Annotated in this window: 14 protein-coding genes and 1 pseudogene; 8 read left to right on the forward strand and 7 right to left on the reverse strand. The window is 67.1% G+C overall.

The window, feature by feature from the left end:
* The first annotated feature begins 78 nt into the window (after positions 1-78).
* The 3 genes and pseudogenes from KY499_RS14545 (at position 79) to KY499_RS14555 (ending at position 3,011) form a co-directional block, all read left to right on the forward strand.
* A pseudogene (locus KY499_RS14545) lies at positions 79-1,309 on the forward strand (thiolase family protein).
* A complete protein-coding gene (locus tag KY499_RS14550; protein ID WP_123254650.1) occupies positions 1,309-2,127 on the forward strand; it encodes an enoyl-CoA hydratase/isomerase family protein in 819 nt (272 codons plus the stop codon). The pseudogene KY499_RS14545 and the gene KY499_RS14550 overlap by 1 nt, the downstream one beginning before the upstream one ends.
* On the forward strand, positions 2,124-3,011 hold the full coding sequence (locus tag KY499_RS14555; RefSeq protein ID WP_219885690.1) for a 3-hydroxyacyl-CoA dehydrogenase family protein: 888 nt from the start codon (positions 2,124-2,126) through the stop codon (positions 3,009-3,011). Before KY499_RS14550 ends, KY499_RS14555 begins: the two co-directional genes overlap by 4 nt.
* Before the next feature lie 36 nt (positions 3,012-3,047).
* Here KY499_RS14555 and KY499_RS14560 read toward each other — a convergent pair whose 3' ends face one another.
* Genes KY499_RS14560 through KY499_RS14570 form a run of 3 tightly spaced genes read right to left on the reverse strand, consistent with a single transcriptional unit; the run spans position 3,048 to position 4,821 of the window.
* Positions 3,048-3,287, reverse strand: a complete 240-nt coding sequence (locus KY499_RS14560; RefSeq protein ID WP_123254648.1) for a DUF6480 family protein — start codon at positions 3,285-3,287, stop codon at positions 3,048-3,050.
* 48 nt (positions 3,288-3,335) lie between these two features.
* Positions 3,336-3,770, reverse strand: a complete 435-nt coding sequence (locus KY499_RS14565; protein ID WP_219885691.1) for an SRPBCC family protein — start codon at positions 3,768-3,770, stop codon at positions 3,336-3,338.
* Positions 3,771-3,810: 40 nt separating this feature from the next.
* The gene (locus KY499_RS14570) at positions 3,811-4,821 is read right to left on the reverse strand and encodes an SGNH/GDSL hydrolase family protein (RefSeq protein ID WP_258190804.1); all 1,011 of its coding nucleotides are present in this window, start codon (positions 4,819-4,821) and stop codon (positions 3,811-3,813) included.
* Between the two features lie 129 nt (positions 4,822-4,950).
* On the opposite strand from KY499_RS14570, the gene KY499_RS14575 reads away from it, so the two are divergent.
* Positions 4,951-5,658, forward strand: a complete 708-nt coding sequence (locus tag KY499_RS14575) for a tyrosine-protein phosphatase (RefSeq protein ID WP_219885692.1) — start codon at positions 4,951-4,953, stop codon at positions 5,656-5,658.
* A gap of 17 nt (positions 5,659-5,675) precedes the next feature.
* Positions 5,676-8,531, forward strand: coding sequence for a S1 family peptidase (locus tag KY499_RS14580; protein WP_258190805.1), 2,856 nt, complete (start codon positions 5,676-5,678; stop codon positions 8,529-8,531).
* 49 nt (positions 8,532-8,580) lie between these two features.
* Here the strand turns inward: KY499_RS14580 and KY499_RS14585 are convergent, their stop codons facing one another.
* A complete protein-coding gene (locus KY499_RS14585; RefSeq protein WP_123254645.1) occupies positions 8,581-8,997 on the reverse strand; it encodes a PaaI family thioesterase in 417 nt (138 codons plus the stop codon).
* Between the two features lie 171 nt (positions 8,998-9,168).
* Between KY499_RS14585 and paaZ the strand changes: the two genes are divergently transcribed.
* Together paaZ and KY499_RS14595 are read left to right on the forward strand one after the other, a co-directional pair.
* On the forward strand, positions 9,169-11,280 hold the full coding sequence (paaZ, locus tag KY499_RS14590; protein WP_219885693.1) for a phenylacetic acid degradation bifunctional protein PaaZ: 2,112 nt from the start codon (positions 9,169-9,171) through the stop codon (positions 11,278-11,280).
* A 158-nt stretch (positions 11,281-11,438) separates the two neighbouring features.
* Positions 11,439-11,846, forward strand: a complete 408-nt coding sequence (locus KY499_RS14595) for a VOC family protein (protein WP_123254643.1) — start codon at positions 11,439-11,441, stop codon at positions 11,844-11,846.
* 81 nt (positions 11,847-11,927) lie between these two features.
* On the opposite strand, the gene KY499_RS14600 is transcribed toward KY499_RS14595, so the two are convergent.
* Positions 11,928-12,758, reverse strand: coding sequence for a DUF427 domain-containing protein (locus KY499_RS14600; protein WP_219885694.1), 831 nt, complete (start codon positions 12,756-12,758; stop codon positions 11,928-11,930).
* Between the two features lie 199 nt (positions 12,759-12,957).
* Between KY499_RS14600 and KY499_RS14605 the strand changes: the two genes are divergently transcribed.
* Positions 12,958-14,211 (forward strand): hypothetical protein, encoded by a 1,254-nt coding sequence (locus tag KY499_RS14605; protein ID WP_219885695.1) that lies wholly within the window; start codon positions 12,958-12,960, stop codon positions 14,209-14,211.
* A 165-nt stretch (positions 14,212-14,376) separates the two neighbouring features.
* Here the strand turns inward: KY499_RS14605 and KY499_RS14610 are convergent, their stop codons facing one another.
* Both KY499_RS14610 and paaK read right to left on the reverse strand, forming a co-directional pair.
* Positions 14,377-14,982: a TetR/AcrR family transcriptional regulator gene (locus KY499_RS14610; RefSeq protein WP_123254640.1), complete on the reverse strand. Its 606-nt coding sequence runs from the start codon at positions 14,980-14,982 to the stop codon at positions 14,377-14,379.
* Between the two features lie 25 nt (positions 14,983-15,007).
* Positions 15,008-16,336: a phenylacetate--CoA ligase PaaK gene (gene paaK / locus KY499_RS14615; RefSeq protein WP_219885696.1), complete on the reverse strand. Its 1,329-nt coding sequence runs from the start codon at positions 16,334-16,336 to the stop codon at positions 15,008-15,010.
* Between the last annotated feature and the right edge of the window lie 6 nt (positions 16,337-16,342).

Genomic DNA, 16,342 nt, shown 5'->3' on the forward strand with positions numbered 1-16,342 from the left:
CCGCCGGCGCTCACTGATACTGCCGTCGGCAGCAGTGCAATCGAAGACAAAGCCGTCTATCGCGTGAAGGATGTACCCATGGCTTCAGCAGTTGCAGGACCGCAGGCATTTCTCGTGGGCGGTGTCCGCACCCCCGTCGGCCGTTACGGCGGGGCGCTGTCCGCAGTCCGTCCCGACGACCTTGCCGCCCTGGTGGTCCGCGAAGCCGTCCAGCGCGCAGGCCTCGATCCGGAGTCCATCGACGAAGTGATCCTCGGGAACGCCAACGGGGCCGGCGAGGAGAACCGCAACGTCGCCCGGATGGCCACCATCCTCGCCGGACTGCCGCTGCACATTCCCGGCATCACCGTAAACCGGCTTTGCTCGTCGGGCCTGAGCGCCATCATCATGGCCAGTCAGATGATCAAGTCCGGCGCCGCAGACATCGTGATCGCCGGCGGCGTCGAATCCATGAGCCGCGCCCCCTGGGTCCAGGAGAAGCCGCAGGCAGCCTTCGCCAAGCCCGGCCAGATCTTCGACACCTCGATCGGCTGGCGGTTCGTCAACCCGCTCTTCCAGCGGGGCGAACTCTCCCGCGACGGCAAAATGACGTACTCCATGCCGGAAACGGCGGAGGAAGTCGCCCGTGTCGACGGCATCTCGCGGGAGGACGCCGACGCTTTCGCGGTCCGTTCCCACGACCGTGCCATCGCAGCCATTAAAGCAGGCCGGTTCGCGGCTGAGATCGTCCCGGTTACCGTCACGACCCGCAAGGGAGAGACGATTGTGGACACGGACGAGGGCCCCCGCGCCGGCACCACCATGGACGTGCTCGCCGGGCTCCGGCCGGTCGTCGCGGGCGGATCGGTAGTAACCGCCGGCAACTCGTCCACGCTGAACGACGGCGCCTCCGCCATCATCGTCGCCTCCGAAGCCGCGATCAAAAAGCTCGGTCTGACGCCGCGGGCCCCGCATTATTGACGGTGCCTCCGCCGGCTGCGAACCCGAAATCATGGGCATCGGGCCCGTCCCGGCAACCCGGAAGGTGCTGGCCCGGAGCGGGCTCAGCGTCGGCGACCTCGGCGCCGTCGAACTGAACGAAGCGTTCGCCACCCAGTCGCTGGCCACCATGCGCCGGCTCGGTCTCGATCCGGACATCGTGAACCGCGACGGCGGCGCGATCTCCCTCGGCCATCCGCTGGGTTCGTCCGGCTCACGGCTCGCCATCACCCTGCTCGGCCGGATGGAACGAGAAGACGCGAAAACCGGCCTTGCCACCATGTGCATCGGCGTCGGCCAGGGCACGGCCATGCTGCTGGAGCGTGTCTGATGGCAGCCCTGAACCCCGGCGACTTCCGCACGCTCAAGATCCAGGAGGGCGCTGACCGGCTGGTGGTGCTGCTGAACCGGCCAGAGGTCCGCAATGCCATTGACCAGGACATGGTCGATGAACTCCACCGGGTCTGCGCGGCGCTGGAGCATGAGCCCAAGGTGCTCATTCTCGCCGGAACCGACGGAGTATTCGCCTCCGGGGCGGATATTTCACAGCTGCGCGAACGCCGCCGTGATGACGCCCTCCAGGGAATCAACTCCACCATTTTCGTCCGGATTGCCAAACTGCCCCTTCCGGTCATCGCCGCGCTGGACGGATTCTGCCTGGGCGGCGGAGCCGAACTGGCGTACGCCGCAGACTTCCGGATCGGCACCCCCGGCGTGCGGATCGGGAACCCGGAGACCGGACTCGGAATCCTCGCTGCCGCCGGCGCGAGCTGGCGGCTCAAAGAACTGGTAGGGGAGCCCGTCGCGAAGGAAATCCTGCTGGCCGGCGTCGTGCTCGGGGCCGAACGGGCCCTCGCAGTGAACCTCATTACCGAGATCCATGAGGCCCCGGAGCTGATGGCCGCGGCCCACCGGCTGGCGGACCGGATCGCACGGCAGGACCCGTTGGCCGTGCGGATCACCAAGTCCGTCTTCCACGCCCCGGAAGGGGCGCATCCGCTCATCGACCAGTTGGCGCAGGGCATCCTCTTCGAATCGCAGGCCAAGTTCGACCGCATGCAGGATTTCCTGGACCGGAAAGCCACGAAGAAAACAGCAGGAGACCCGCCCGCAGCACCGGCCCCCGACGCAGAAAAGAACCAGCCATGAGCAACTCCGTCCTTCCCGCAAACCTTCCCAACAGCGTCCTTCCCCACTCCGTGGGAGTTCTCGGCGGCGGCCGGATGGGCGCCGGCATCGCCCACGCGTTTCTGATCAAGGGAGCCCACGTCGTCGTGGTCGAGCGCGACGAAGCCTCGGCCGAGGCCGCCCGCGAACGGGTCGAGTCAGCGGCGGCCAAGAGCATCGAACGCGGAGCCGCCGACGGCAACCTGGACGAGATCGTGTCCCGGTTCAGTGTGGGCGTGGACTACAACGACTTCCGGGACCGGGGCCTGGTCATTGAGGCCGTCCCGGAGGACTGGGACGTGAAAGTCACCGCGCTGCGCGGCATCGAAGAGCGGCTCGCCGCCGACGCCTTCCTCGCCTCCAACACCTCGTCACTGTCCGTCAACGGCCTGGCCCGCGAGCTGAGTCGCCCGCAAAACTTCCTGGGGCTGCACTTCTTCAACCCGGTCCCCGCCTCCACCCTCATCGAAGTGGTGCTCGGCGAGCAGACCGCCGGACACCTGGCCGAGGCGGCCCGGGGCTGGGTCGAAGCGCTGGGCAAGACCGCCGTCGTCGTCAATGATGCGCCGGGCTTCGCTTCCTCACGACTTGGCGTGGCAATCGCGCTGGAAGCGATGCGCATGGTGGAGGAAGGCGTGGCTTCGGCAGCGGACATCGACAACGCCATGGTGCTCGGCTACAAGCACCCCACCGGCCCGCTGCGGACTACGGATATCGTGGGCCTGGATGTCCGGCTGGGCATCGCCGAATACCTTCAGTCGACCCTGGGGGAGCGCTTCGCGCCGCCGCAGATCCTGCGGGACAAGGTGGCGCGCGGCGAACTGGGCCGCAAGTCCGGCAAGGGCTTCTTCGACTGGACGGACTGACGCCTGCCGCCGGGGCCGGCTCATGACCCAGCACAGCTAGGACAGGATCCCGACGATGTAGCCGATGAAGTACAGCAGGACGAACGCCACCACGACGGCGATGATGACGATCGGCAGGTACTGGCCGAAGCCGCGTCCCTCGCGGATCTTCGGCCCCTGCGGGCCGACCGATGATCCCTCGCCCGGAGGCGTCTCGCCGGGCGGCACGCCGCCGCCCGGCTCCAGCCCGGTAATCCTGTTTTCCAGCGGATCCGGATCCGGACTCTGTGATGTCATCGTGTCCTCCTGTTCCGGGGATGCCCGGTGTCGATTCGTCCCTGGGTGTCAGGCCCTCGCGTCGAGGGCCTGCTTCATTCCGTCCATGGCGGGACCAGCCAGCGACTGGAAGGCCGGCCTCATCAGCGGCTCGGCGATCTTGAGCCATCCCTTGAGCTGGAACTCTGCCGTGTACTGGACCTCGGAGCCCGTTCCCGACGGTGCCACATCAATCGTGTCCACAGAGACAACGGTCTTGTTTTCGCCGCGCAGCCTGACGCGGCTTTGCGTCAGTTCAACCACCTCGTAAATCAGCGTCTGGCGTTTGCCCCGGAACTCGGCTTCGGCGTGATACCTGTGGCCCACCGCGACTGGTCCCTCCGAGAGTGTTCTAACAACAGGTGTCCCGGGGTCCCACTCCGGCGTGTGTTCAAATGCGGCAAGGTAGTCGAGGGCTTCGGGGGCCGCGAGGGCGGAACGGACAGTACCGGTGACGGTGATCATGGCCCCAGCCTAACCAGAACTGACGCTCTTGGCACTGGCGCTACTTTTTGGCCAGCTGGGCCGGTTTGACCGATCCCATGATGGCGCTCTTGTACCCCTCGTCGTAACCGGTCGAGGTCGGATGGAAATTGTAGTCAGCCGTCGGATTGGACTGGTCCAGAACCAGCCATGGATCCCGAGAGTTGGCCGCGTGGCCGGCGAACCTGTCTGTGACGTCGACGAACTGCGCGTCGACTCCGGCTGCCCTGGAGGCACCTACCGCCGCGGCAATCGAGGCATTGAGCTGATCTGTCGCCTGGTTCAGGATGATCTGGTTGGTTGGCGGAATCACCGGGAAGCCGTTGGCCGGGTCGAAGAGCCGGGGATACCCAAGCACGGCAATCCGGGCATTGGGAGCGACCTGCTTCAGTCCCAGATAGGTGGCGGTGAGCCCGGCGCGCAGGCCCGGGAGGGCAGCGCCGGAGAGCGCGACGGCCGCGCTGCACTGAGCGGAGGAGGACGTGGCGCACACGGACAACACCTGGTAGACACCCACATCGTTCGCGCCGGCCGTGATGCTGACCAGCCCCGTGGCGGAATTCAACGCCGGCGTGGGGGACCCGGCAGTGGGTGTGGCCAGAGCGGCTATCTGGTTCCCGACGCTGGTGGCGGACCCGCCGGACAGCAGGGCCCCGTGGCACGCCGCATTGGCCACGAGCGACACCCTGCCTGTCCGTCCCACGTCATCGACGTAGCCGGGGCTGCTTTGCCAGCAGGCGCTGCCTGGGTTGTTGGCGACCCCGGCCCCCGTGCCGGCCGAATAGGAGTCGCCCACCGAGACGTAGGCGAGTTTGGCCGGCGGCGCGGCCCCGGCAGGGACCGCCGCCAGTCCGAGAACCATAGCGAGGGCGGCGAGGCCGCCCGTCAATGCCGGGCGCGGGCGTCGGGTGTTCGAATTTTCCAAGGTGTTCCCCTTGATCTCTGCGGCAAGCAGCTGGTCAGTGACACGCACGGGACGCGGCTGCAGACGCACCGGCAACCATTGAAAAAGCGCCTGGTGGATGCCGGGCACGGTGACACCCTATGCACAAACCGCGCCCGGGCCAATGGCCTGGACGCTCCGGCCTTAGCCGATTCCAGGCGCGAGCCGACGGACCGCCAGCCGGGTGCGAACGTTCCGGCTTTGTGCTTAGCTGGCTGGATGGAAGCCTCTGGCAAACCCGCCGGCTGGGACGGGGCCGTTAACGCCTGGCATATCGCGGGTGAGGTATACCGGATGGGACGCCGGGAATGGCTCACGGAGACCGGCTGGCGCCAGGCCCATCGCGCCGGCATCCGGACGGTCATCGATCTCCGGAACGACGATGAGATCCGGCGGCGGGAAAGCGACCCGCCCGTAAACGAGGCTGCGATGGCGGCCTTCGACGTCGTGTACGCACCGACGGAAGATCCCGCCAACAGCGAGTTCCGCGACATCTGCGGGCCGTACATGAATAACCCGGCTGACTATGCTGACTACGCACGGCTGTTTCCGGAACACCTCGCCGGGGTCTTCAAGGCAGTCGCCGCGGCCCGCGGCGGTGTGGTGATCCACTGCTCGGCCGGCCGCGACCGCAGCGGCGTGATCGCGGCCATGCTGCAGGACCTGGCAGGCGACAGCGACGATGCCATCGTGTTGGGGTACCAGCAATCCGCGCGGGGCATCAATGAACATCACCGGCGGGCCGGCGTCCCGCATCCGCGCGAACGGTATTTGCCCGAGGACTTGCTCAAGCCGCTGCTGGATTTCCGCCGGGAGAGCCTGCTGCAGTTCGTCCGGTCCTTGAGGACCGAGGATTTCCTGCGCCGGAACGGTGTATCGGACGCGGAACTCGCCGCGGTGATGACCAAGCTGGGCAGCGCCAACTGAACCGGTAGGGTGGCGGGGTGAAGACTCCGAAGTTCCAGCTGATGGCGCGCGCTGCCGTGGCTGTCAGCATCGTGCTCGCCGGCACATTTTCTGCCTTTCCCGCGACGGCCCAGGCCACGGTTGCCCCGCCACTGACTGATCCGTCGCCAGCTTCCCCCTTGCCAGCGCCTGCCGCCGCGCCAGGCATCAGCGACGCGGGTCTCGCAGCAGCCGTCCGCCGGGACCTCAACATGTCACTGGCGGAATTCAACGCGGCCGGTGCACAGGCCAAGCGCGCCGCCGACGCCGTGCCCTCCCTGCGCGAGACTCCCGGCTATGTCGGGACCAGCCTCGCGGGCGGGAAAATCGTCGTCGAGGGCACCGGATCCGGGCTACAGGCGCGGGTGGCCGAGCTCAATCAGGCGGGACCGGCCGACTTCGTGCTCGCAGCCCCGGCGGCAGCGACCGCCGTCACGGCGGATGCAGCGACCGCCGTCACGGCGGATGCTGCTGCCGGTGCCCACCAGTCTGCCGGTGCCCACCAGTCTGCCGGGGTGCTGGCCGCGAGCACCCAGCAACTCTTCGAAGCGTATGTCCGTGACGTCGGCAGCACCGGACTCCAGGCCGTCGTCTACGCCGACGGCCGTTTCATCATCCGCACCGGCGCAGCCAACGTCGCCGAGGCCGGCCCGCCGGCGCCGGGGCGGCAGCCCGCGGCCGGTGCATCGTCCGCTCTATCCAGTCAGGCCGCGACGACAAAAATCTCGCCGGTGGATTTCGTGGCCCGCTACGCGAATGTGGCACTCGAACAGGGCTCACCCATTTCCACGGAAGAGGACTTCTTCGGCGGCCAAGGTTTCATCGTGGACGGGAGCACTCTGTGTTCTGCGGGGTTCAGCGCTTTCAGCAATGCCGGAGATCCGATCGTCCTGACCGCTGGGCACTGTGCCGCCGACGGTGCCGCGAAGCAGGCCGAGATAGAACAGTCCACCGATGCGGCAGCCGCAGCAGGGACCGGTTCGGGCGCAGCAGCCGGCGGCCTGGGGAACTTTGGCTTCAGCCAGTTCGGCGGTCCGGGCAACTCACGGGTCGACGACAGCGGCACGAACACCGGCACGGACATCGCTGTCCTCGAAACCATCCGCAAGGGCCTGCGCCTGCAACCCGCCGTCACCCGGTGGGACAACCCCGGCGATCCCGGGCCGACGGCCGTGCAGATCGTCGGAACCGTCGCGCCGTTCCCCGGCCAGCCGGTGTGCCGCTCCGGGCGAAGCCTCGGCTGGTCCTGCGGAACCGTGGACACGGTAGGGATCTGGACTGTGGGCGGGCCCAACAACGTCCCGGACGGCGCCGATCTCAGGGCGCTGAACGGTTTCGACTCCACCTCCGTGAAGTCACGATCCGGCGATTCCGGCGGTCCCTGGATCAGTGGCAACTTCGCGGTCGGCACGCACACCGGGTCCGAAGGCTCGGGCGCCGCGCAGGTCCGGGCGATCGCCACCACTCTCGAGGATGCCCTGGCCAGGATCCCCGGCGGGGTGCAGCTGGAGCTCTTCCTGAACAAACCCGTCCCGGCCATCCCCGCCGGCGGGACCGTGACAGCAGGTGAACCCATCACCGGGCACGTCCCGGCTGCCCCGGCATCGGCGGTTGCGCCGCACTCGAGTGTCCGGATCACGGTCCCCGGCGAGTCCCCGTTTGAAATCCCGCTGGATGCCGACGGGAAGTGGTCGTTCCCCGCGCCGACGGCCACCGGCCCGTTTACTTTTAAAGCTGAAACCGTCAACGGCTTCAGCTATTCCGGTGCCGCTACCGGCGACGTGCGGGTCTCCGACCTGACGGCTCCGGTGATCACAGCGCCGGCCGAGGGGTGGCAACTGGCCCGCGTGGACGCCGTCGACGGCACCGGGGAGCCCGGACATACGGTGACGTTGTCCGGCTCGGTCCAAGGGACCGTGATGGTCGGCGACGACGGCCGCTGGAGCATTCCCGTCGGCGACCAGCCGGCCTACGGAAAGCTCTCGGTCACGGCGGTCCTCAGCGCGTCGGGCCACCCCGACAGCCCCACCGTGAGCCGTGCGTTCACGGTCCTCCCGCCGGCTCCCGCGGTGGCCTCTATGCCAGACGGGCTGCATGTGCACCCGGACGAACTGCCGGCGAGTATTTCTGGAACAGGCCTCGACGGGGCCGAGGTTACTGTGTTGGTCGACGGGATCCCCGTGGGCGCGGCCCCGGCCCGGAACGGCCCCAGCGCTGCCGGGGCGAAGGGTGCCGCCGCTTTAGCCGTGGCACGAGCAGCTCCGGACAGTGTCTCCCTGCCGCAGGCCGCGTCGGGCGCAGGGTCCGCCGGCGCACCCTGGAGTGTGCCGTTCCCTGCCGGGCTCGCTGCAGGCCCGCACACTCTCTCCGTCACACAAACCTTCGACGGCGTCGCGTCACCCCCGGCGGTCTCCGCGTTCATTCTGGAAGCCACCTCAGCCGTGGTGCCCCCAGGCGCAGCGCCTCCGGGTGCGGTGCCCCCTGTCGCCGTGCCTCCAGCCGCGGTGCCCCCAGCCGCGGTGCCCCCAGCCGCAGCGCCTCCGGGTGCGGTGCCCCCTGTCGCCGTGCCTCCAGCCGCAGCGGAACCGGGCGCAGTGTCCTCTGCCGCTGCGGAACCGGGCTCAACGCCCCCAGCCCCAACGCCTGCCATTGCGGTGCGTCCGGACGCGGATCAGCCGGAGGCCGGGGCAGCGGCGTCCCCGACGGCCGTTCCGGCTGCTGCCCCGCCGGGCTCCCCGGACGGGACGGGCCAAGAGCCCGATACCGGGCTTGTCCCGGCTGCCATCTCCGGCGCCGGCGCACTGTTGCTCGGCGCGCTTCTGATCGTTTTCGGCCGGCGCAGGATCAGCCGCTAAGACCGGCAGTGGGCAGCCGCCGTCGCGGGCGCCCCGGCGCCGGACGCACTCAGCCCTTACGGTCCATCAGCAGGTTGGTAATCCGCAGCGTGCAGAGCCGCTGGCCGGCGTCGTTGGTAATCAGCACCTCGTGAGTGGTTACTGTCCCGCCGAGATGGATGGGGGTCGCCGTGATCGTGACGGTGCCCTCCCGCGCCGACTTGTGGTGTGTGGCGGAAACGTCGACGCCGACGGCTGTTTTTCCCAGGGTGGAGGCGTGGATGACGGCCGCCCACGATCCTACGGCCTCGCCGACGGCCAGTGAAGCGCCGCCGTGCAGGAGTCCGAAGGACTGCCGGTTGCCCTCCACCGGCATGGTGGCCACGACACGATCCACGGATTCCTCGACGATTCTCACGCCCATTTTCTCGTCCAGTTCGCCGAGGGTGATCTTCCACAGGTCGGTGCTGCCGGATTCGGGTGTCATAGCGTCTCCTGGGGTCGGTGGCTGGTGGGCCGGTGGCGGTCTATGGCCGGTCCTGCCCGGAGCTAGTGTGCGCCAGGCCTCATTCATGTACTGTGGACATATTACCGAACGGACGGTCAGTAATGTAGTGACCGTCCCGATTTTGCCCCGCGTTGGAAGGAATCGTCAACGATGACCGCGACTGCCGCACCCACAGTAGACACCGTAGAGAGTGTCGAGATCGTTCCCAGCTTTGTCCGCGACGCCTGGTGGACCCCTGACCTCGGCTCCGAGGCCGGCGCGGCCCCTGTCCTTGACGCCAGCACCGGCGAGCTCCTGGCGCTGGTCAGTTCCGCGGGCCTGGATCTGGCCGCCGTCGTCGATTACGGCCGCACCACAGGTCAAGCGGAACTGGGTAAGCTGACTTTCCACCAGCGGGCCCTTAAGCTCAAAGAACTCGCGCAGTACCTCAACGGCCGCCGTGAGGAGTTCTATGCCCTCTCGGCGCAGACCGGCGCCACCAGGATCGACTCCATGATCGACATTGATGGCGGCATTGGGGTGCTCTTCACCTTCGGGTCCAAGGGCCGGCGCGAGCTGCCCAACTCCCAGGTGGTGGTGGACGGGCCGATGGAGGTCCTGTCCCGGGACGGCTCCTTCGCCGGTGAGCACATCTACACCCGCATCCCCGGGATTGCCGCCCAGATCAACGCCTTCAACTTCCCGGTCTGGGGGATGCTTGAGAAACTTGCCCCGGCCTTCCTCGCCGGGGTCCCCACTATTGTTAAGCCCGCCACCCCAACCGGGTACGTTGCCGCGGGTGTGGTGAAGGCGATCGTGGAGTCCGGAATCCTGCCCAACGGCTCTCTGCAACTGGTCTCCGGCTCCGTGCGGACCCTGCTGGACCATCTCGACTACCGCGACCTCGTGGCCTTCACCGGCTCCGCCGCCACCGCCAACACCCTGAAATCGCACCCGAACGTCGTCACGGGCGGGGTCCGCTTCACCTCCGAAACTGACTCCCTCAACGCCGCCATCCTCGGCCCCGATGCTGTCCGCGGAACACCGGAATTTGATGCTTTCATCAAGTCCCTTGTCACCGAGATGACCGCCAAAGCCGGCCAGAAGTGCACCTCCATCCGCCGCGCCATCGTGCCGCAGGAGCTAGTGCCCGACGTCGTCGCCGCCGTCGGTGAGCGGATCACCGAACGCGTGGTGCTCGGGGACCCCCGCGCCGAAGGCGTGACCATGGGTGCGCTTGCGTCCAGGGAGCAGCTCGCCGATGTGCGGGCCGCAGTCCAGTCCATGCTCGACGCCGGCGGCGAGCTCGCCTACGGCACGCTGGATTCGCCGGCGGTGACCCGCGCGGACGGAAGCACCGGCGTCGTCGACGATGGTGCTTTCATGTCGCCGGTGCTGCTCAGCTGGGCCGACCCGGAAGCCGACGAGGTCCACTCGCTGGAGGCCTTCGGCCCCGTCTCCTCCGTCCTCGGCTACACGGACCTCGCCGACGCCGTCCGCCTCGCCGCCCGCGGCGGAGGTTCCCTGGTGGCCTCGGTCTGCACCAACGATCCGGACGTGGCCCGCGAGCTGGTCACCGGCATAGCGGCTCACCACGGCCGGGTGCTGATGCTCAATCGCGAGGACGCGCGCAGCTCCACGGGCCACGGCTCCCCGGTGCCGCACCTGGTCCATGGCGGTCCGGGCCGCGCCGGCGGCGGCGAGGAACTCGGCGGCATCCGCTCGGTCATGCACCACATGCAGCGCACCGCGATCCAGGGCTCACCGAACATGCTGACCGCTGTCACCGGCATCTGGCACGCGGGCGCGGACCGCAACTTCACGCTGGAAACCGAAGACCGGCACCCCTTCCGGAAGTCGCTGAGCACCCTGCACATCGGCGACGCCGTCCGTTCCGGACTGCGCGAAGTCTCACTGGCGGAGATCACGGCGTTCGCGAACTCCACCGGGGACACGTTCTACGCGCACACGAACCAGGAAGCGGCGGCGGCCAACCCGTTCTTCCCGGGAATCGTGGCGCACGGCTACCTGCTGCTGTCCTGGGCTGCCGGGCTGTTTGTGGAGCCCGCACCGGGTCCGGTGCTGGCAAACTATGGCCTGGAGAATCTCCGGTTCGTCACCCCGGTGGCCGCCGGCGATTCGATCCGGGTCACGTTGACGGCCAAGAAAATTACGCCGCGTGAAACCGACGAGTACGGAGAGGTTGCGTGGGACGCCGTCCTGACCAACCAGAACGACGAGATCGTGGCTACCTACGATGTCCTGACCCTCGTCGAAAAGTAGCCCTCCCGCAGGTCCTTCACGTTTCAGGCAGACCCTTCCCCACGATGTGGGGGAGAGTCTGCCCTGTTCCGGCGGATCCGGGGGAGGGTCCGTTGTGGATCGAAGGCTCTTTCCCCCCCGCCCCGGCGTAAAATTCTCAACGTAGGAGGTGACAACACATGACTCTTGTATTGAATAAAGCCACCACCGTTCTGCCCGTTGATGACAGGGAACGTGCCAGGCGTTTCTACGCGGAAACCCTTGGCCTCCCGCATCGCGGCGTGGCGGATGACGGCAGCGAATTGTTCGGCACCGACGGCGGCCCCATGCTGCAGCTGATGCCCGTTAAGGATGGCAAACACTCCGACCACACCACCCTGAGTTTCGAAGTCAGCGAGATCGAACGCACCGTCAGGGAGATGGAATCCAATGGCGTGACGTTCCAGGACTACGACATGCCGGACCTCAAGACGGAGAATCATATCTGTACAACGGATTCGGAGAAGTGCGCCTGGTTCATGGACACGGAGCACAACATCCTCTGCATCCACGAGAACATCAGGCAGGCAGTCGACTACCAGCTCTGAAGCTTCAGCGCACCAGCCACGGCCGGTTGAACCGCCACGCACCGGAGGACGTTCCGCTCCCGCGGAGCGCCCTCCGGGGTGTCAGGACCAAGGTGTCGCTGCCCGTTCCAACGGGACGCCGTCCACAGTGACGTCGAGTTTTTCGTCGAAGAAGGCGACGAGCCCGTGCAGCTGTGTCGAATCCGGGAACCTGTTGTCGTACATCCAGGCGATGTTCCGTCCGGCGTCCGAGCCAAGGAAGCTCCAGTAGCTGGCCTTGCCTTTGTACGGGCAAAAAGTGGTGTGCGGGCTTGGCTCAAAATGCTCAAGGCGGACGTCGGCCGGGAGAATGTAATACCGCACCGGGAGCATGGTTTCGTAAACGAGCTGCGGACGGACCGTGTCCGCGAGCAGCACGCCGTCGAGGGCGACGGTGATGTGGCGGGACGCCGCACGGATGTCCACCCGGTGGAAGGGGTCCCGGGGGTGACCGACGATGCCTTCGTCATCCTCGAGCCAGTCAAAGGCCGCGAAATCCAGCAGAACATAGCCGGCCAGATCCGGATCGGAGGGGCGGAAGGCCGCGCCGGGCAGTCCGCCGCCGGCCAGCACGTCGAACTCCTCACCGGCGGTGGTGTGCCGGCGGAACCCGGTCCGCGGATCGAGGCCGGCAGACCCGTGCTGACCCCAGGCAAAGGAGCGCTCGGGGACGGCTGGTCCGCCCGCTGCTGGCGCCAGCGCCAGCGCCACGAGCAGATCTGCTTCCGGCACCGCGAATACGGGTGTGATGCGCCGTGGTTCCCAGACCAGCAGGGCAGCGACGGTATCGACGACGGGTGTTCCCGCGCGGCTGGCCCGAACCCGTTTCGCCGTCGCCTCGTACCGGAGCTCAGGAAAGGCGTCCATCAGTGGTGCGGAGTATTTGGTGGCCATGCGCCATCGTAACGTGCATGCGCACGGATGCTCGAGACAGTGATGCGTCCCGACCTGCCGGGAGTCCCGCCCTATTTAGTCCATCGATTAGATAACATGGGGCAGGCTACGGGTTCTCGCGGCCAAAATGCATAACCAAAAATGCTGGTTTTGACCAATGGGGGTTCTGGTGTTCGCACATTCAAGAGTTTCGGGAGGCATGTCCGTGGTGGGCGTCATGCTGGCGCTGATGCTTCCGGGAGTATCGGCAGCACACGCGTCGGGCACCGTTACCGGGGCGGGTACGCCCTCCGGCCTGATGGCGGCAGCCAAGCAAGATGCCCCGGTGCCGGGCATGGCAGTGACGATTCCGCCAACGAGGCTCCTTGATACCAGGACGTCCTCGGGGGATGTTGGACCGGGACGATCGGTGACCTTCCAGGTGGCGGGAGTGAACGGCGTGCCCGCGGATGCGACGGCGGTCGTTCTGAACCTCACCGTGACTGGCCCGGCGTCGGAGTCCGCGGACATTTCCTTCGGTTTTGTGACCGCGCACGCGGCCGGCTCAGCCAAGCCGAATGCCTCGAACCTGAATTACGCGGCGGGACAGACAATCTCAAACCTCGCCGTGGTTCCCGTCGGCACCGGCGGGAAGGTCACGTTGTCGAACACCTCGGGACAGGGCTCAGTGAGCCTGATTGCCGATATCCAGGGCTACTATCAGGGTGGCGAACCGGCGTCGCCCGGGGCCTTCAAGTCCATGGCGCCAGCGCGATTCCTCGACACGCGCACGTCGGCCAAAGTAGGCCCGGGACAATCGGTCTCCTTCCAGGCCGGTGGCGCGGGCGGCGTCCCGGCGGACGCCAAGGCCGTCGTGATGAACCTGACAGTGACCGAGCCGTCCAAGTTTGGATTCGTGACAGCGTATCCGGCCGGCTCCGATAAGCCCAACGCCTCGAACCTGAACTACGCCCAGGACGAAACCGTACCCAACCTTGCCGTGGTGCCCGTGGGTGCGGACGGAAAAGTGACGCTCACGAACTCCTCAACCGGATCGGTCCAGCTGATCGCGGACATCTCGGGATACTTCCTCGCCGGCACTGCGGAGGACAACGGCGCGTTTGAGGCGCTGGCCCCGACCCGGTTCCTCGATACCCGGTTGTCTTCCGGGCCGGTGGCCGGCAACGGAACAGTGTCCTTCCAGGTGGCCGGAGTCCACGGGGTCCCCGCGAATGTGGCAGGCATCTGGGTTAACCTGACGGCCACAGAAACCGGCGCGGACGGGTTCCTGACCGGGTTCGCATCGGGCGCGACGAAGCCGGCCACCCCCAACGTCAGCTACGGGTGGACGCGCACCACCGCGCCCAACCTGGCGTACCTGCCGGTGGGCGACGACGGGAAAGTCACTGTGGAAAATACGTCCAGCGGCTCGGCCCAGGTCATCGCTGACGTCTCGGGCTATGTCCTGAAATAACCAGCCCGCCAGCGCCAAACACCACATGACGGCAGTCCCGAACGCCGGGATTGCCGTCATTTTTTATGCGATGGAACCCTGCAGGAGGTGCGGAAGCGCCGGCAGAAAAACCGCAACACGTGGGGAAGGGCCGGTGGGAAGCCTGCAGGATGTGCGGAAGCGTCGTCAGGGGGAGACGCGGAGGCCGTGGAAGGCCATGGCAACGACGTCGTCGGCGAGCTTCCCGGGGGACAGTGAGCCGCCGGGCTTGTACCACTCGACAATCGAGTTGATGGTGCCGAAGAGCAGCCGCGTGACAGTGCGCGGGTCGATGTCCTGCCGCAGCGACCCTTCGTCGCGGGCAGCGGAGATCAGGGCTGCCACCTTGTGGTCGAAGGTGCGGCGGCGTTCCAGCGCGTCCCGTTCGATCTCCGTGTTGCCGCGCAGCCGCAGGAGCAGGGTAACGAACGGCAGGCGCTCCACGAGCACCGCGATGGTCTGTCGGACCACGAACTCCAGCCGGGCCTCGGCCGAGCCGCTTGTGGCCTCCGGCTGGTCCAGGATGGCTTCAAGTCCGCCCAGGGCATGGTCCAGGGCCAGCTTGAGCAGATCGCCCTTTGACGGGACGTGATGGTAGATCGCTGACTTGGAGATGCCCAGATTCTCGGCGAGGATGCCCATGGAGGTGGCGTCGTAGCCGTGCTTATTGAAGACGTCGACGGCGATCAGCAGGACTGACTGCTGGTCATAGCCGGGCCTGCCGCGCTTGGTGGTTGGTGCTGGGGTGGGCATACTCGCTAGTTTCTCACGAAAGGGCTCAGGCCTTGGGCCGCAGGTCGTAGATCCGGCGCAGTTTGCCGTTGGACCGCGCCAGCGTGCCGGGTTCCACAACATCGATGGCGCACGAGGAGCCGACATGGATCTTGATCTGTTCGCTGAGGAGGCGGGCCGCCGCCGCGCCGCCCTCAAGCGTGACGGCCTCGCGGCGTTCGATCCTGATCGTGAGTTGGTCCATCCGCTGGCCCTCGGGCCGGGTGAGCTCGAGCTGGAAGTGCGGGCTCAGTTCCGGGATGCGCAGGGCGATTTCCTCGATTTGGGAGGGAAACAGGTTCACGCCGCGCAGGATGATCATGTCATCGCTGCGGCCGGTGATCCGGCCCATCCGGCGGTGGGCCGGCCTGGCGGTGCCGGGCAGCAGCCGGGTCAGGTCCTTGGTGCGGTACCGGATGATCGGCAGGGCCTCCTTGGTGAGGGAGGTGAAGACCAATTCGCCGTGTTCGCCGTCGCCCAGGACGATGGACGGGTCAAAGGCGTCGATGATCTCCGGGCGGAAATGGTCCTCCCAGATGTGGCTGCCGTCCTGCGTTTCCACGGCCTCGCCCGCGACACCGGGCCCCATGACCTCGGACAGCCCGTAGATGTCGCAGGCCTTGATGTTCATGACCGTTTCGAGTTCGTGCCGCATTTCCTCGGTCCAGGGTTCCGCGCCGAGGACGGCATATCGCAGGGACGTGGAGGCCGGGTCGATGCCCTGCTTGACCATGGCGTCCGCGATGGTCAAAAGGTATGTCGGCGTGGCCAGGATGGCGTCCGGCTTGAAGTCCTGGATGAGCGTGATCTGGCGTTCGGTCTGGCCGCCGGAGATGGGGATGACCGTGCAGCCGAGGGTTTCGGCACCGGAATGGGCACCCAGGCCGCCGGTGAACAGGCCATAGCCGTAGGCGTTGTGGACCTTCATGCCGGGGCGCACGCCGGAGGCCCGCAGCGAACGGGCCACGAGGGTGGCCCAGTTGGCGAGGTCATTCTTTGTGTACCCGACGACAGTTGCCCGTCCCGTGGTGCCCGAACTTGCGTGGATACGGGCCACCTCGTGCTGCGGGACAGCGAACATGCCGAAGGGGTACTCCAGGCGGAGGTCCTCCTTTGTCGTGAACGGGAACTTGGCCAGATCGGAGAGCTCGCGGAGGTCCGTCGGGTGCACCCCGGCCTCGTCGAACTTGCGCTTGTACAGCGGGACGCGGTCGTAGGCGTAGGCGAGCGTGTGCTGGAGCCGGCTGAGCTGAAGCGCCTCGAGCTCGTCGCGGGACATGGTCTCCTCGCGGTCCAGGACGGCGTCGTCGGCGGCGGCGATGGTTTTGTGGGTCATTACAGG

This window comes from Arthrobacter sp. PAMC25284 (assembly GCF_019443425.1).
In the GTDB taxonomy this organism is placed as follows: Bacteria; Actinomycetota; Actinomycetes; order Actinomycetales; family Micrococcaceae; genus Arthrobacter; species Arthrobacter oryzae_A.

Excerpts from the sequence above, each read along its gene's own strand:
- KY499_RS14550 (WP_123254650.1), top strand. The coding sequence starts at position 1,309 with ATGGCAGCCCTGAACCCCGGCGACTTCCGCACGCTCAAGATCCAGGAG.
- KY499_RS14555 (WP_219885690.1), top strand. The coding sequence starts at position 2,124 with ATGAGCAACTCCGTCCTTCCCGCAAACCTTCCCAACAGCGTCCTTCCC.
- KY499_RS14560 (WP_123254648.1), bottom strand. The coding sequence starts at position 3,287 with ATGACATCACAGAGTCCGGATCCGGATCCGCTGGAAAACAGGATTACC.
- KY499_RS14565 (WP_219885691.1), bottom strand. The coding sequence starts at position 3,770 with ATGATCACCGTCACCGGTACTGTCCGTTCCGCCCTCGCGGCCCCCGAA.
- KY499_RS14575 (WP_219885692.1), top strand. The coding sequence starts at position 4,951 with ATGGAAGCCTCTGGCAAACCCGCCGGCTGGGACGGGGCCGTTAACGCC.
- KY499_RS14585 (WP_123254645.1), bottom strand. The coding sequence starts at position 8,997 with ATGACACCCGAATCCGGCAGCACCGACCTGTGGAAGATCACCCTCGGC.
- paaZ (WP_219885693.1), top strand. The coding sequence starts at position 9,169 with ATGACCGCGACTGCCGCACCCACAGTAGACACCGTAGAGAGTGTCGAG.
- KY499_RS14595 (WP_123254643.1), top strand. The coding sequence starts at position 11,439 with ATGACTCTTGTATTGAATAAAGCCACCACCGTTCTGCCCGTTGATGAC.
- KY499_RS14600 (WP_219885694.1), bottom strand. The coding sequence starts at position 12,758 with ATGGCCACCAAATACTCCGCACCACTGATGGACGCCTTTCCTGAGCTC.
- KY499_RS14605 (WP_219885695.1), top strand. The coding sequence starts at position 12,958 with ATGTCCGTGGTGGGCGTCATGCTGGCGCTGATGCTTCCGGGAGTATCG.
- KY499_RS14610 (WP_123254640.1), bottom strand. The coding sequence starts at position 14,982 with ATGCCCACCCCAGCACCAACCACCAAGCGCGGCAGGCCCGGCTATGAC.
- paaK (WP_219885696.1), bottom strand. The coding sequence starts at position 16,336 with ATGACCCACAAAACCATCGCCGCCGCCGACGACGCCGTCCTGGACCGC.